Source organism: Embleya sp. NPDC020630, assembly GCF_044334985.1.
In the GTDB taxonomy this organism is placed as follows: Bacteria; Actinomycetota; Actinomycetes; order Streptomycetales; family Streptomycetaceae; genus Embleya.
Genome location: NZ_JBIRUB010000023.1, coordinates 35,282 through 50,125, shown reverse-complemented (window position 1 = coordinate 50,125; position 14,844 = coordinate 35,282). Strand labels below are relative to the sequence as shown.

The window sequence follows — 14,844 nt, the reverse complement described above, 5'->3', positions numbered from 1 at the left end:
GGAGTGCGCGCCGCGTCCGACGCGCACGCGCACTCCGTCAAGGAGCGGAATACCGCACTTGGCGATCCCGGCCGGCGCCGTACCCGGCACCCGCCATCGCGACGCAGAGCACGACCAGGACCACGAGCGGCAGGGTCCAACTGTTCGTGGCGTCGTGCAGGATGCCCAGGAGGAGCGGCCCCGACGCGGCCACCAGGTAGCCGATCGACTGCGCCATGCCCGCCAGCGCGGCGACCTCGCCGGCGCTGCCGGCACGTTGGCTCTGAAAGGTCAGCGCGAGGACGAGGCACACGCCGCCGCCCAGGCCGAGCAGGGTGCACGCGACGACGGACAGCGCGGGGGCGGACAGCAGCACCACGAAGCCGGCGGCCACCATGATCGACCCCCCGGCCGCGGTCCGGCGTTGGTCACGCCGGCCCCGGGTGAACAGGGGCAGGAGACTGCCGGAGGCCAGCGACATCAGCTGGTAGTAGAAGAGCATCCATCCGGCCGTGGTGCTGCTGGTGCCGTGGTGGATCAAGATGCTGGGCAGCCAGGCGACGGCGGTGTAGAAGGCCAGGGACTGCAGGCCCATGAACATGCTGACCTGCCAGGCGAGTCGCGACCGCCATGGGACCGGACTGCGGGTCACGCCGCCGCCGGTCTGCGGCCTGTCGCCCCGCACCCGGGGCAGCCAGACGAAGAACGCCGCGACGCTGAACGCGAGGCCCCAGGCCAAAGCAGTGTGCCAGGAACCCGGCAGGGTGTGCGAAAGCGGCGCGGAGATCCCGGAGGAGACCGCGGCCGTGACGCCCATGACCGTGATGTAGAGGGCGCTGACGCCCTGAATGCGGTGCGGGGGCACGCTGCGCCTGATCAACGCGGGCAACAGCACATTGCCGAACGCGATGGCCGCGGACAGGATCACGGTGCCGGCGAACAGGCAGATCACCGAGGGCAGCGAGCGGACCACGGTGCCGACGGTCAGCGCGGCGAGGGCGGCCACCAGTAGGCGCGCGCTGCCGAAGCGGTGCGAGGCCCGGGCCACCAGCGGCGATGTCGCGGCGAAGGTCAGCAGCGGGAGGGTGCTCAGCAGGCCGCCCCAGCTCGCGGTCAGGCCGCTGCCGTGTTCGATCGCGGGCAGCAGGGTGCCGACGCCGGTGAGACTCGTGCGCAGGTTCGCCGCCACGAGGCAGATCGCGACGACGAGCCCGATCGACACGGCGGGCAGGGTCCGGTCGGGGGCCGGCGACGTGGAGGGGGTGAGGGGGCGGGTCGTCGACGATTGCGGGTTCACTCCGCCTCCGCCGTCCGGGACACCTCGGTCTCGTGGTCGCGGGTGAGCCCGACGATCGCCGTCGCCGCGTCACGCGCGCCGCTCTCGTCCCGGGCCTCGATCGCGTCGACGAGCCGCCGATGCAGTCCCGCGTGCTTCTCGGCGCGGGCGGCGTCCCAGGACAGGCCGCCGAGGTGGGCGGTGAGGGCCGTACCGAGATGGTCGTACACCTCGATCAGCAGGTCGTTTCCGCTCGCCCGGACAACGGCCCGATGGAACAGCGCGTCGATGTTCCCGGCCGCGGTCACGTCCGCCCCGGCGCAGGCCGCGTCGGCGTCGGCCAACAGCTCCCTGAGTTGGCTCAGTTGCTCCTCGGTGCGGCGCAGCGCGGCGGCTCCCGAGGCGTACTCCTCCAGGACGGTGCGCAGTTCGAGCACGTTGTCCCGCTGCGCGGAACCGGCCCGCCGCACCATGACCGACTGGAGCTCACTCGACGCACGGACGTAGGTGCCGTCCCCGACCCGGGCTTCCAGCAGGCCCAGGTGCACGAGCGCGCCGAGCGCCTCCCGCAACGTGCTGCGGCCGACCCCCAGCTCCTCCATGAGGGCCTGCTCCGGCGGGATTCGGGTGCCCACGGGCCATCCCCCCGCCTCGATGTGCGAACGAAGGCTGTCCACGAGCTGCGAGGCCAGGCTCGCGGACCGCCGCGGTGTGCTGATGCGCTTCATGGAAAGAGCATACATACAAACGTCAGACATTTGAACATCGCATATATCGCGACCCGGGCGCCCGCCCCAGGCGGTCGAGGCCAGTCGCTCTTCGAGTTCGTCGGCCTCGGAGGATGGGCGAAGTGCTCCCGGGTGTCGCAACGGGCCGCGTGCCGGTGGTCGTCGCCAGTCGCCGCTGCGGCCTGGGTCTGCCGGGCGCCGTGCGGCTCAGGTCGGGCATCGCCCTGCTCCCGGCGCAGCACCCGGCCGCGCCACCGGCGCCGCGCACCGACCCCGCATAGGGCAGCGCGCGCGTGATGGCCCGTCAGGAGGAGGCGGGCTGGACCGGGTCGACCACGACGAGGTCCTCGATGTGCTCGCCCAGTTGCTCGCGCGCCTCCTGGGGCACCCCCGTGTCCGTGATCAGCGTGTCGGCGTCGCCGAGTTGAGCGATCGTACTGATCCCGATCAGGCCCCACTTGGTGTGGTCGGCGACCACGACCAGGCGGCGGGCCGCGCGGACGAGGGCGTGATTCGTCTCCGCCTCCAGGAGGTTGGGCGTGGTGAATCCGACACGCGGGCTGATGCCGTGTACACCCAGCATGAGCATGTCGACGTTGAGGCTACGCAGGGCCGCGACCGCGACGGGGCCCACCAGCGCGTCCGAGGGGGTACGCACGCCACCGACGATCACCACGGTCTGGTCGGAGCGGCCCGATTGGTGGAAGACGTCCGCGACCGGAATCGAGTTGGTGACCACGGTCAGTCCGGGGACGTCGACGAGTTGCCGGGCCAGGGTCCAGGTCGTCGTCCCCGCGGACAGCGCGATGGCGCTGTTGGGCGCGACCATCGCGGCGGCGCGGCGGGCGATCGCCTCCTTCTCCGCGGCCTGGAGTCCGGACTTGCGGACGAATCCCGGTTCCTCGGTCGAGCTGCCGTCCCGCGAGGTGGCGCCGCCGTGCACCTTGGCGATCAGTCCCTGCCCGGCCAGCACTTCGAGGTCGCGTCGAATCGTCATGTCCGAGACGCCGAATTTCCGCACCAGCGTGGCGACCCGGACGGATCCCTGATCGGCGATCATCTCCAAGATCGTGTTTTGTCGCTGCCGTGCCAGCATCCCCGATCCTCCCGCCCCTGGATATCCAACAATTTCCAACATAGCAGTGTTCGTTTATCGCACCCGACTTCGGCATCGGGAAATACTCGCGTGCGCACGACCATTCCCGCACGTGAGGAGCGCGCGCGGCGGGAGTTTTACCAAATCGGGGCTTGTTGGTTAATGTTTGAACTGCTAGATATGTGAGTCGCGTTACGAGTGAATACGGCGCATACCGTGTTCGATTTCAAGATCGACGTTTCCATTACCAGCACTTCCCGCTCTTCCGCAGGTCACCGCACTCCTCCGCGGTCCTCGCAGGCCGCCGACCTTCACAGGGGCTGATCATGACGCACCGCAGACGCACCCGGCGGGCGGCCGCGACGGTGGCGGCGTTCGTATTCGCCGCGGCGCTCACCGCATGTTCGTCCGGCAAGGACGACAACGCCGGCTCCGGCTCGCCTTCGGGCCCGCCGGCTTCGTTATCCGGCACAATCAAGATCGCTTATCTGCAAAAGCAGGGCGACCAGCAGTACTTCGTCGACGAAGCGGACGGCGCCCGCGCCAAGGCCAAGGAACTCGGCGTCGATCTCAAGGTCGTCAACCTCGGCAACGACACCAACAAGGCCGTCAGCGAGGTCCAGGCGGCAATTGCCCAGAAATACAACGGCGTCGTGATCGTCGTGCCCGACCCCGCCGTGGGACCGCAGGTCGTCGACATCGCCGGCAAGGGCGGCGCGCCCCTGCTCGCGTCCGACGACCAGATCTGCCTCACCGGCCCCGACCCGACCAGGTGCGCCAAGGACAAACTCGTCCCGCGCGTGGGCTTCAGCGGCCCCCAGATGGGCACCCAGGTGGGCGGGCGCGCCGCCGACGAGTTCAAGAAGTCGGGCTGGCATCCCGCCGACACCGCGATCATCGCCGCCTGGAAGCAGGACGTGACCGTGTGCACCGACCGGGTCGACGCCGCCCGCGAAGCCTTCAAGCAGGCGACCGGCGCGGACGTCAAGGTGCTCAAGGTCGGCACCGACAACACCCCGCCCGACGCGCAGAACAAGACGGCCGCCACGATGAGCGGCAACCGCTCGGTGAAGCACTGGATCGTGTGGGGCTGCAACGACGAGAACGTCGCCGGCGCGGTCACCGCGCTGCAGAACGGCGGCTACGGCACCGCCGACGTGATCGGCGTGGGACTGGGTGGCTATCTGGCGTGCAAGGACTGGGGTTCCGGCAAGCCGAGCGGGATGAAGGCCGCGCTGTTCATCAACGGCTACGAGGTCGGCGGCCTCGCCGTACAGACCATGGTCGATCGGCTCAAAAACGGAAAGCCCTTCCCCGCCGAGGCGTTCGCGACGACGAAGATGGTCGACCCCGCCGACTGGCAACAGTCCGGTCTCAAGTGCACGTGAGCGGGCCCGACGTGCGACCGCGCCGACCCGCCCGCCGTCGCCCCTGACCGGGTCGCGGCGACCCGGCGTCCACCACGGGCCGCCGCGACCTTCCGAGACGCCCTCGAGGTCCAGCCATGACGAAGAACCCATCCCCCGACCTCCCGGGCCCAGCGCTCGCCGTCGAGGACATCCACAAGGACTTCGCCGGAGTCCACGCCCTGCGCGGCATCACGCTGGACTTCCCCCGCGGCACCGTCACCGCGCTCATGGGGGAGAACGGCGCCGGCAAGTCCACCCTCATCAAAGTCATCAACGGCGACCATCGACCCGGCCGCGGCCGGATCCTCGTCGCCGGCACCCCCCGCGTACTGCACAGCCCCGCCGACGCCCGCCGGCACGGCATCCGCGTCATCCCCCAGGAACCCGAGATCGTCCCGCACGTGAGCGTCGCGGAGAACGTCTACATCGGCGCGCTGCCCCGCAAACCGGGCCGCCTCCTCGACCGCGCCACCCTGTACCGCCGTATGCGCTCCGACCTCGAACGCCTGGGATTCGCGCACGCCATCGCCCCCGAGACCCTCGGCTCGCGGCTGTCCCCCGCGCAGCGCCAACTCGTCGAGATCCTGCGCGCCCTCACCACCGAGGCCGCCGTGCTGGCCTTCGACGAGCCGACCTCGTCGCTGTCCGAACACGAGGTGGAAACGCTCTTCGGCCTCATTCGGCGCCTGCGCGACCGGGGGCTGGCCATCGTCTACGTCTCGCACCGCATGCAGGAGATCTTTCGCCTCGCCGACCGCGTCGCGGTCCTGCGCGACGGCGAGCTGGCCGGCATCCGCGACGCCGGACGCACCGACGAGGGCGAGGTGGTACGCCTGATGGTCGGACGCGACCTGTCGGCGCTGTTCGCGCGCAACCGCAGCGCGCGCGACCGGGTCGTCCTGGAGGTGCGCGATGTCAGCACCGACGACGTCTCGCACGTACACCTCGACGTCCGCGAGGGCGAAGTCGTCGCCCTGGCCGGGCTGGTCGGTGCCGGTCGATCCGAACTCGCCGCCGCGCTGGTCGGCGACGTGCCGATCCGCTCCGGCGAGGTACGCGTCGACGGCCGACCGCTGCGCCTGCGCACGCCCCGCGACGCCGTGCGCGCGGGCATCGGCTACGCGCCCGAGGAGCGCAAGGCGCAGGCACTGTTCCTGACCGGCTCGGTCCGCTACAACATCGGCGTCGCGGTCCTCGACCGGCTGCGCCGCTTCCGCTTCGTCGGCGCGCGCCGCGAACGACGCCTCGCCCGGGAGTTCGTCGACCGCCTCGACATACGCACCCCGTCCCTCGACCACGAGGTGCGCAAACTGTCCGGCGGCAACCAGCAGAAGGTCGTACTCGCCCGCCGGCTCGCCCGCCGGCCCGAGATCCTGATCCTGGACGAGCCCACCCGCGGCATCGACATCGGCGCCAAGGCCGAAATCTACCGCCTGATCGACGAGTTGGCCGCGGCCGGCGTCGCCATCCTCGTCATCTCCTCCGAACTGCCCGAGGTACTCGGCCTCGCGGACCGCATCGTCGTGATGCAGAACGGCAGGATCACCGGCGAACTCGACCGCGCCGACGCCGACGAGGAGGCCGTCCTCGCCCTCGCCATGGCATTCGACCTCGCCGAACCGACCCAGGGGAACCCGACATGACCACCACGACCGACGCGCCACCGCCGATGCCCGCCACGTCCGCCGGCGGCGCCCACGCCCGCGCGCTGCCCCGCCGGGTCGCCGGCGCAGTCGGCGCGCAGAACACCAGCCTCATCGGCGCGCTCATCGTCGTCGTCGGCACGTTCGCCTGGCTCGACGACGGCTACCTCACCCGGGCCAACATGACCGTCATCGGCGACACGGTCGCGGTCACCGGTCTGCTCGCCGTGGTCCAGACCGTGGTCATCATCTGCGGCGCGCTCGACATCTCCGTCGGCTCGCAGGCCGGCATCGCCTCCGTCGTCAGCGCGATGGCCTTCACCTCCACCGACGGCAACGCCACCCTCGGCATCCTCGCCGCGATCGGGGTCGGCATCGCGGCGGGCGTGGTCAACGGCGTCGTCATCGTGTACGGCCGGGTCAACCCCGTCATCGCCACCCTCGCCACCCTCGCCGCGTACAAGGGTGTCGCCCAACTCCTCGCGGGCGGCCGGGCCCAGGGCTACGTGCTCGGCGACGACTTCTTCATCTTCGTCGCGCGCGGCAAGATCCTCGGACTGTCCGTCCAAATCTGGACGTTGGCGGTGGTCGCCGTCGCCGTGCACGTCCTGCTCAAGTACACCGACATCGGCCGCAACATCTACGCGATCGGCGGCAACGACACCGCCGCGCGCCTCGCGGGCATCAACATCAACAAGTATCTGGTGTCCGTGTACGCCCTCGTCGGCGTCGTCGCGGCGATCGCCGGTGTCATCCTGACCGCGCGCACCGGATCCGGCCAGCCCACCTCCGGCAGTGAGGGCCTGGAGCTCAAGGCCATCACGGGGGCCGCGCTGGGCGGTTGCGCCCTCAAGGGTGGCAAGGGCGGCGTCGGCGGCACACTCCTGGCCGTCTTCCTCCTCGGCGCGCTGGAGAACGGCCTCAACGTCGTCGGCGTCAACTCGTTCTGGCAGAACGTCGCGCAGGGCGCCCTCCTGGTCGTCGCCGTCGTCATTCAACAACGCCGCAACGGGGAACGGGCGGTGGGGCTGCCGACGTAAAAACTCCCGCACGGCGTCGAGGAGTTGCGCCGTTCACTCGGCGCCCTCGGCCCGGCCGCTCGACCGCACGACCGCACGACCGCACGACCGCACGACCGCAGGATCCGCACGAATCCGCACGTACCAACGCACCATTCCGCACCTGCGCTCTCTCGAATCCCCGAGCACTGGAGCCGTCCGTGCACAAGGTACGAACCACCCTCATTCGCCGCCTCGCGGCCATTCTCGCCGCACTGCCACTGCCGGCCCCGATGGTGGGCACGGCCGCACTGGCCGGCGTATCCGTCGTCGCCGCCCCGTCGGCCGCCGCCGCGCCCGACGGCCGGGCCGTCGTCCCCCCGATGGGATTCAACAACTGGAACTCGACCCACTGCCGGGCCGAGTTCGACGAGGCGATGGTCAAGGGCATCGCCGACCTGTTCGTGTCCAAGGGACTCAAGGCCGCCGGCTACCAATACGTCAACCTCGACGACTGCTGGGCTCTGCCCGCCCGGGACGCGGCGGGCAACCTGGTCGCCGACCCGGTGCGCTTCCCGCACGGCATCAAGGCCGTCGCGGACTACGTACACGGCAAGGGCCTCAAGTTCGGCATCTACAGCAGCGCCGGCACCAAGACCTGCAACACCGCCGGATTCCCCGGCGGTCTCGACCACGAGCGCCAGGACGCGAACCTGTTCGCCTCCTTCGGCGTCGACTACCTCAAGTACGACAACTGCAACAACCAGGGCGTGGACGCGAGAAAGCGCTACACCGACATGGCCGACGCCCTGCGCGCCACCGGCCGGCCGATCGTCTACTCCATCTGCGACTGGGGTCAGAACAAGGTCTGGGAGTGGGCCGCTCCGATCGCCCACCTGTGGCGCACCACGGGCGACATCTCGGACAACTGGTCCTCGATGATCGGCATCGCCCACCGCAACCAGCCGCTCGCCCCGTACGCCGGCCCCGGTCACTGGAACGACCCGGACATGCTGGAAGTCGGCAACGGCGGCATGACCGCGACCGAGTACCGCACCCACTTCACCCTCTGGTCGATGATGTCCGCGCCCCTGCTGATCGGGACCGATCTGCGCAAGGCGAGCGCGGAAACCCTCTCGATCCTCTCCAATGCCGACGTGATCGCCGTCGACCAGGACCCCCTGGGCAGGCAGGGCACCGTGGTCGCGAACAACTCCGGCCTGGTGGTCATGGTCAAGGAGTTGGCCGACGGCGACCGGGCCGTCTCGCTGACCAACGAGACGGGGAGTACCGCCACGATCTCCACCACCGCGGACGCGCTGGGCATAGCCAACCGCGGGCCGTACCGGCTGAAGGACCTGTGGACCAAGGTCGCTTCCACGAACACCACCGGCACGTTCGGCGCCTCCGTACCCGCCCACGGCACGGTCGCCTACCGGATCACCCCCGGCCCGGCCCCACTTCCGCCCGCCGGCACCTCCCACCTGTCCGACCTCCCCTGGACGGGCATGCTCAACGGCTGGGGGCCGGTGGAGAAGGACCGCAGCAACGGTGAACGGGCGGCCGGCGACGGCCGGGCGCTGACCATCGACGGCACCGTCTATGCCAAGGGCCTCGGCGCACACGCCGTCGGCACCCTCACCTACCACCTCGGCGCCCGCTGCACCGGCCTGACCGTGGACGTCGGCGTCGACGACGAAAGCACCTCGACCGGGGCGGTCGCCTTCCTGATCTACCGGGACGAGACGAAGGTCGCGGACAGCGGTGTGATGACGACGTCGGACGGGGCCAAAACACTCACCGCCGACCTGACCGGAGGCCGAACACTGACCCTCGCCGTCACCGACGGCGGCAACGGCATCGACCACGACCACGCCGACTGGGCGGCACCGAGGCTCACCTGCGTCTGACCCCTTCCGACAGGGCCGGCCCGGGCACCACACCAGGCTCACGGTCGCAACGGCGACCGGCGAGCCGCCCCGGGCCGGCTCTCGACGACCTCCTCCCGGCCGCTCAGGCGCCGGTGTTGGCGAGGATCGCGTCGAGCAGACCGGGGAAGCGGGCGTCCAACTCGTCTCGGCGCAGCGTCAGATAGCGGTTGCGGCCGGCGATCCGTACCCGGACCACGCCCATCTCGCGCAGCGTCTTCTGGTGATGCGACACGGTCGACTTGTGCAGGCCACGCAGTTCCTCGGGCCATTCCGCGCACGAGTGTTCGACGTCGTCGGCGTACAACTCGACCAGGCGCAGTCGGACCGGATCCGCCAGGGCCCCCAGTACGTCGCCGAGCCGTAGTTGCTCGATCGAGGGATGGAACGGTTCGCGTTCCGTCATGCCGCCTCACCTCCCGCGTCGATCCTACGGCGCTCCGCGACGCCTGCCGGCGCCCCGTCCGGCGCTCCCGCCCGAGGCCGCCACGGCTCCGTCGCCCGGGAACGTTTGATTGTTTGACAACCATCATTGTATCTGCTTCGGTTTGATTCTCGTCAAACAATCAAAGCTGTCTCCCGAAGGTGGTTCCATGCGGCTCCTCGTACTGGCCCTGGGCTCGTTCGCCATCGGCATGGACGGGTTCGTCTTCGCCGGCATCCTCGGTGACATCGGCGACGACCTCGATGTCTCCACCGGCGCCGCCGGTCAGCTCGTCACCGTGTTCGCGCTCGGTTACGCGATCCTGGCCCCGGTACTCGCGGCGGCGACCGGACGTTGGCCCCGCCGCCGGGTGCTGCTGACCGCGATGGCGCTGTTCACGGCGGGCAACGTGGTCACCGCGCTGGCACCGAACTACGGTGTCGCGCTGGGCAGTCGACTCCTGGCCGCGGCCGGCGCGGCGATGTTCCTGCCGAACGCGGCCGCCGGCGCGGCGGCGCTGGTGGCGCCGGAGCGGCGGGCCCGCGCGCTGGCGGTGCTCTCCGGCGGCAACAGCGCGTCCCTGGTACTGGGCGCGCCGTTCGGTACCTGGCTGGGCGGGGCACAGGGCTGGCACAGCACCATGTGGGTGATCGTCGGGCTCGGCGCGGTGGCGATGCTCGGCATGGCGATCAGCCTGGGCCCGATTCCGGCCGGACCCGTGCCCGGACTGCGCGACCGGCTGCGTCCGTTGACCGACGGCCGGGTGCTGCTGATCCAATCCGTCACCTTCGTCGCCTTCCTCGCGGCCTTCACGGCCTACCCCTACCTGGGCGACGTGCTCGCCCCGGCCGGCGCCCACCACGGCGGCCCGCTGGCTTGGGCGTTGCTCGTATTCGGCTTCGGCGCGGTGCTCGGCACCACGCTCGCCGGCCACACGGTGGACCGCTTCGGCGCCGACCGCACCGCGGTGCTGGCCGTGACCGGAATCACCACGGCGCTGGCGCTGACCATCGCCGCCCGGCACGCGTACCCCGCGGCCCTGGCCGTACTGGTGTTGTGGGGCATGACCGGCTGGCAGATCGTGGTGTCCCAGCAGCACCGGCTGATCTCACTCGACCCGACGAACGCACCGGTGGTCATCTCGCTGAACGCCTCCGCGCAGTACCTGGGCGTATCACTCGGCGGCGCCCTCGGCGGGGCGAGCGTGGGCCCGCTGGGCGGCGGCGGCCTGACCGCGCTCGCGGCCGGCATCGGCCTGGTGGCCTGCATCCTGGTGGTGCTCTCGGTGCGCATGGCCGCCGACCCCCGCCGCGTAACGGCCACACCGAAGGCACCGGCCCCGGTGGACGCCGTCGAGCACTGAGCCGGCCAACGACCGCATCGTGCCGACCGTCGCCGTGGCGTGGATCGAAAACGGTTGCGCCAAAGCTCGGGATGGCGATGCTGTCGGGATGAGCGAACCGATCAGCGAAACGATCTCCTACGCCTGGCGCGATCCCATCACCGACGACGAGATGGTCGACCTCGTCCGATCACACGGCGGCAACGCCGTTGCCGGCTGGTGGAGCCGGATCGCGCCGCACAGCCTCGGCTGGGTGAGCGCCCGTGACGGCGCGGGACTCCTGGTCGGCTTCGTGAACGTCGCCTGGGACGGCGAGGACCACGCGTTCCTGATCGACACCAAGACCCGGGGCTCATACCAGCATCGCGGCATCGGAACAGCCGTCGTCCGCCTGGCGGCGGAGCAGGCACGCGCGGCGGGCTGCGAGTGGCTGCACGTCGACTTCGAACCGGAGTTGCGCCACTTCTACTTCGACGCCTGCGGCTTCCGCAGCACCGACGCCGGACTGATCCACCTGCCCACGGGGCCGTAGCGCGGGCGCCCGCACCCTTCTCGGAGGTATGGCTTGCATCGTACCTTCATGATCGCTAACGTCTTCAAGGTACGAGATATGTCTTACCTTTGAGGAGGGGACCCCATGGGACAGCCATTCACCCTGGTCGGTACCGCCAGGCCCAAGCCGGAGCGTGCGGAGGAGTTGCGGCGACTGTTGCTGTCGTTCGTCGAGCCGACCCGGCGTGAGTCCGGTTGCCTGGAGTACCACTTTCACGAAGACCTCGACGCGCCGGGCGTGTTCGTCTTCTACGAGGCATGGCGCAGCCGCGAGGATCTGGACGCCCACCTGGCCCTGCCCCATCTTCAGGATTTCTGGGAGCACCGGATGGACTACCTGGAGCAGGACTTGGAGATCCGCTACCTCACGATGCACAGCCCGTACGAGGAGCGCGGCGGACGGGGCTGAGACGACGACGGGCCGGCACCGAACGGCCCTCCGTCGCCGCCGTTGCCGGTCACGACATCCCTACCGCCTGCCGCTCCGGCTCGATGATCGCGACGACGCGCTGCCGGTCTCGCGAGTACGGCCGGCCGATGTACTTGGCGGCCACGCGGTCGACCACCGCCCAGCCCGCGTCGCCGTCGAGCCATTCGACGACCCGACCGCGGATGGCGATCGGGCGGAACGGGTCGTCCTCCGGCGTCAGGGACAGCGCGACTCGGGGGTCGCGGCGCAGGTTGCGGGCCTTGCGGCTGTCCGGGCCGGTCAGAATCACGATGTGATCGCCGTGCGTACCGATCCACACGGGGACGGAGTGCGGCGCGCCGTCCGGGAGGACGGTGGCGAGGTGGGCGATCGGGGTTCCGTCGAGTACGCGGCGCACTTCGGGGTCGAGCATGGCGGTGGTCTCCTCGGGTCGGTTCCGGTTGGGCTTCTTGGGCTCGTGCTCGTGGTTGTGTTCGCGCTCGTGGTCCGCGAGCGGTGCGATCGGGGCGGCGGCGGGAGTCATCGCTCCACCGCGTAGTGAAGGTGGGTGACGCCGGGCGCCGGGACGGCGTCGACCAGGCGCAGGCGCACGTGTTCGGGCAACTCCCGGAAGAACGGGCGGCCTCGGCCGAGCAGGACCGGCACCTGATGGAGGATCACCTCGTCGACGAGCCCCACCGCCAACCCCTCGGCCAGGACCCCGCCGCCCATGAGCGCGACGTCCTTGTCGCCGGCGGCCTCGCGGGCCGCGGCGATCGCGTCCGCGATGCCGGTGCCGATCAGGGTCTGCCGCTCGGTGATCTCCGGCGCCGGGCGGTGGCTGAGGACGAACACCCGGGCCGTCGGGTGGGGGCTGCCGCCGCCGAAGTGGTCGGAGTCCTCGTAGGTGTTGCGCCCGGCCACGACCGCGCCGATCCGCCCGGCGAGGGCGTCGAAGACCCGCGCGCTCGGCTCGCTCTGCCGGAAGCCGTCGAACACCCGGCTGGGCGTGTCGCCGTCGAAGTACCAGTCGAAGAGCATCGTGCCGGCACCGAGTCCGCGCCCCGGGCCGGGCTCGCGACCGGTGATGTAGCCGTCGACCGACACCGCGTGGCTGCTGATGACCTTGCTCATCTTCGGCATCCTTGTCTGGAGTTCCTTGAGGAGACGTTGAAACCGTAGCAGCTCAAGTTCCTTCAGGGAACCCCGATTGCTAGACTGCTCTCATGCAGCGGACGGACTTCAGCAAAATGGCGTGCTCGATCGCCCGAACCCTCGATGTCATCGGCGAGCCCTGGTCGCCGCTGGTGCTGCGCGACGTATGGGTGGGGCTCACCCGCTTCGAGCAGCTTCAGGCCGACCTCGGGATCTCCCGCAAGGTCCTGACGGAGCGGCTGAACCACCTGGTCGAACACGGTGTACTGGAGCGGCGCCCCTACGACCGGCGACCGCGCTACGAGTACGTTCTGACCGAGAAGGGCACCGAGTTGGTCGACCTGCTCATGGTCATGACCGGCTGGGGCGACAAATGGCTCGCGGGCGAAGCGGGCCCACCGGTGCTGTACCGCCACCGCACGTGCGGCGAAATCAGCACCGCCGAACTGCGCTGCGCCCACTGCGGCAACCCCATGCACGCAACCGACATCGACCCCCTACCGGGCCCGGGCGCAGCCGGGTAGGGACCCGCACCCTTCGGATCACCATCACCAACTTTCGCGGGTTACGCCGCCATGGCAAAGGCCGGCACTGTTGACGCATCGGAATCGCGACCACGCGCCCGGTCCGTCATCTCGAAGGGTCGATCACTCGTGAAGTCACCCCGCATCGCCTGCGCGCTCGCCCTGGCCGCCACTCCCTTGCTCGTCCTCATCGGCGCGACGTCGGCGAGCGCGACGCAGGTGTACCCGGCCACGGAGTACGACCGATCCGCGCCGATCACGGCACCGATAGCCCCGCCGGCGGCGCATCCCTCGGTGCAGGCGGGTTGAGACGAACGTCCACGACGGTGCGGTGTCTGCCCGAGCCTTCGGGTTGATGGCCGGGGCAGTCCCGCGGCGTCGGCTACGGCGGTGACATGTATACGCCCCGAATTTCCTAGCGAAGGACTCACTTCCGCGCCCGCGGCCTCGACCGGGCGCTGCGCACCCTGGGCGGGGCCGAGGTCGCGATGGCCGATGCCGACGGACCGCCCCGCTGGAGCGGGCGATGCGCGCCTACGACCGTGCCGAGGCCGCCTTCCAGGCCGATGGGGGCTATGCCGCCGCGGCCGAGACCGCCCGGGTGGCGACCGGACTCGGCCTGCCCGAACGGGTATTGGGCGAGCCGATCGGCGCACTCTTTGGCGGACAGCGCCGCCGCGTCGAACCGGCCCGCATCCTTGTTCGCGGGCGCCGAGGGCACCCTCCTCCTGGACGAGCCGACCAACCACCTCGACCCCGCGTCCCGCACCGAGGTCCTGGCCGCGGTCGGCACCTACCCGGGGGCGATAGTGATGGTCACCCACGACCCGTCCGCCATCGACACCCTGTGCCCCGACGGCGTCCTGCTGCTCCCCGACGGGGACGAGGATCTGTGGAGCGACACCTACCTCGACCTGATCACCCTCACCTGACCGCGCACGGACACACCACCGCACAGTGAAACGCCCCGCCGCCCCCGCCCGGAACTCGGTCCGGCGCGCGGGTATGGCGGGGCGTGGGGTGCTCGGCTCAGTCGTCCTGCTTGAGGCCGGAGGGCTCCTGGGTTCGGGTGTACTGGGCGATCAGGCGGGGAGCCGCAGCGTCGATGAGGAGTCTGCCGTCGGCGACGACGTTGACGCACGCGATCGGGTCGTAGTGGTGTTCGGGCAACCGCGACCGATGCTGCTCGGTGGGAAGTTCCGCGCGGCGCCCGAGAATCAAGGGAGTCGACATGGGTGTCCTGTCTTCGCGTAACCGGAAGCGCGGGTCTGCGTTCCTTGGCTACCCGGTAACTCCGCTCCCATGCATGGAAGTTCCGGCCCAACGCCGGCGGAGGACAATCGACGGGATGCCCGGAGGACGCACCATTGGAAAGTACCTC

Annotated in this window: 17 protein-coding genes; 10 read left to right on the top strand and 7 right to left on the bottom strand. The window is 70.3% G+C overall.

Annotation, left to right across the window (positions count from 1 at the left end):
- Nucleotides 1–37 precede the first annotated feature (37 nt).
- From ACH4XV_RS41345 to ACH4XV_RS41335, 3 genes are all read right to left on the bottom strand, one after another.
- Nucleotides 38–1,201, bottom strand: a complete 1,164-nt coding sequence (locus tag ACH4XV_RS41345) for a CynX/NimT family MFS transporter (RefSeq protein WP_395798569.1) — start codon at nucleotides 1,199–1,201, stop codon at nucleotides 38–40.
- Nucleotides 1,202–1,272: 71 nt separating this feature from the next.
- Nucleotides 1,273–1,983: a FadR/GntR family transcriptional regulator gene (locus tag ACH4XV_RS41340; RefSeq protein WP_395798567.1), complete on the bottom strand. Its 711-nt coding sequence runs from the start codon at nucleotides 1,981–1,983 to the stop codon at nucleotides 1,273–1,275.
- A gap of 304 nt (nucleotides 1,984–2,287) precedes the next feature.
- Nucleotides 2,288–3,079: a DeoR/GlpR family DNA-binding transcription regulator gene (locus tag ACH4XV_RS41335; protein WP_395798565.1), complete on the bottom strand. Its 792-nt coding sequence runs from the start codon at nucleotides 3,077–3,079 to the stop codon at nucleotides 2,288–2,290.
- 326 nt (nucleotides 3,080–3,405) lie between these two features.
- Between ACH4XV_RS41335 and ACH4XV_RS41330 the strand changes: the two genes are divergently transcribed.
- From ACH4XV_RS41330 to ACH4XV_RS41315, 4 genes are all read left to right on the top strand, one after another.
- Entirely contained in the window at nucleotides 3,406–4,467 is a 1,062-nt protein-coding gene (locus ACH4XV_RS41330) for a substrate-binding domain-containing protein (RefSeq protein ID WP_395798563.1), read from the top strand.
- Between the two features lie 116 nt (nucleotides 4,468–4,583).
- A complete protein-coding gene (locus ACH4XV_RS41325) occupies nucleotides 4,584–6,131 on the top strand; it encodes a sugar ABC transporter ATP-binding protein (RefSeq protein ID WP_395798561.1) in 1,548 nt (515 codons plus the stop codon).
- Nucleotides 6,128–7,171, top strand: a complete 1,044-nt coding sequence (locus ACH4XV_RS41320) for an ABC transporter permease (protein ID WP_395798559.1) — start codon at nucleotides 6,128–6,130, stop codon at nucleotides 7,169–7,171. Before ACH4XV_RS41325 ends, ACH4XV_RS41320 begins: the two co-directional genes overlap by 4 nt.
- A 251-nt stretch (nucleotides 7,172–7,422) precedes the next feature.
- Entirely contained in the window at nucleotides 7,423–9,039 is a 1,617-nt protein-coding gene (locus tag ACH4XV_RS41315) for an NPCBM/NEW2 domain-containing protein (protein ID WP_395798671.1), read from the top strand.
- A gap of 103 nt (nucleotides 9,040–9,142) precedes the next feature.
- Here ACH4XV_RS41315 and ACH4XV_RS41310 read toward each other — a convergent pair whose 3' ends face one another.
- Nucleotides 9,143–9,463, bottom strand: a complete 321-nt coding sequence (locus tag ACH4XV_RS41310) for an ArsR/SmtB family transcription factor (RefSeq protein WP_395798557.1) — start codon at nucleotides 9,461–9,463, stop codon at nucleotides 9,143–9,145.
- 187 nt (nucleotides 9,464–9,650) lie between these two features.
- Between ACH4XV_RS41310 and ACH4XV_RS41305 the strand changes: the two genes are divergently transcribed.
- The 3 genes from ACH4XV_RS41305 (at nucleotide 9,651) to ACH4XV_RS41295 (ending at nucleotide 11,784) form a co-directional block, all read left to right on the top strand.
- Nucleotides 9,651–10,844, top strand: a complete 1,194-nt coding sequence (locus ACH4XV_RS41305; protein WP_395798555.1) for an MFS transporter — start codon at nucleotides 9,651–9,653, stop codon at nucleotides 10,842–10,844.
- 88 nt (nucleotides 10,845–10,932) lie between these two features.
- Nucleotides 10,933–11,355, top strand: coding sequence for a GNAT family N-acetyltransferase (locus tag ACH4XV_RS41300; protein ID WP_395798553.1), 423 nt, complete (start codon nucleotides 10,933–10,935; stop codon nucleotides 11,353–11,355).
- 105 nt (nucleotides 11,356–11,460) lie between these two features.
- Entirely contained in the window at nucleotides 11,461–11,784 is a 324-nt protein-coding gene (locus ACH4XV_RS41295) for a putative quinol monooxygenase (RefSeq protein WP_395798551.1), read from the top strand.
- Nucleotides 11,785–11,833: 49 nt separating this feature from the next.
- Here the strand turns inward: ACH4XV_RS41295 and ACH4XV_RS41290 are convergent, their stop codons facing one another.
- Both ACH4XV_RS41290 and ACH4XV_RS41285 read right to left on the bottom strand, forming a co-directional pair.
- Nucleotides 11,834–12,328, bottom strand: coding sequence for a PPOX class F420-dependent oxidoreductase (locus ACH4XV_RS41290; RefSeq protein WP_395798549.1), 495 nt, complete (start codon nucleotides 12,326–12,328; stop codon nucleotides 11,834–11,836).
- On the bottom strand, nucleotides 12,325–12,918 hold the full coding sequence (locus tag ACH4XV_RS41285) for a dihydrofolate reductase family protein (RefSeq protein WP_395798547.1): 594 nt from the start codon (nucleotides 12,916–12,918) through the stop codon (nucleotides 12,325–12,327). The genes ACH4XV_RS41290 and ACH4XV_RS41285 overlap by 4 nt, the downstream gene beginning before the upstream one ends.
- Nucleotides 12,919–13,010: 92 nt before the next feature.
- Between ACH4XV_RS41285 and ACH4XV_RS41280 the strand changes: the two genes are divergently transcribed.
- The 3 genes from ACH4XV_RS41280 to ACH4XV_RS41270 all read left to right on the top strand — a co-directional run bounded on the left by ACH4XV_RS41280 (nucleotide 13,011) and on the right by ACH4XV_RS41270 (nucleotide 14,395).
- Nucleotides 13,011–13,463 carry a winged helix-turn-helix transcriptional regulator gene (locus ACH4XV_RS41280; protein ID WP_395798545.1) on the top strand — a complete coding sequence of 151 codons (453 nt, stop codon included), beginning with the start codon at nucleotides 13,011–13,013 and terminating at the stop codon, nucleotides 13,461–13,463.
- Between the two features lie 129 nt (nucleotides 13,464–13,592).
- Entirely contained in the window at nucleotides 13,593–13,772 is a 180-nt protein-coding gene (locus tag ACH4XV_RS41275) for a hypothetical protein (RefSeq protein ID WP_395798543.1), read from the top strand.
- 350 nt (nucleotides 13,773–14,122) lie between these two features.
- Nucleotides 14,123–14,395: a hypothetical protein gene (locus ACH4XV_RS41270; protein WP_395798541.1), complete on the top strand. Its 273-nt coding sequence runs from the start codon at nucleotides 14,123–14,125 to the stop codon at nucleotides 14,393–14,395.
- Between the two features lie 97 nt (nucleotides 14,396–14,492).
- Here the strand turns inward: ACH4XV_RS41270 and ACH4XV_RS41265 are convergent, their stop codons facing one another.
- A complete protein-coding gene (locus tag ACH4XV_RS41265) occupies nucleotides 14,493–14,696 on the bottom strand; it encodes a hypothetical protein (protein WP_395798539.1) in 204 nt (67 codons plus the stop codon).
- Nucleotides 14,697–14,844 lie beyond the last annotated feature (148 nt).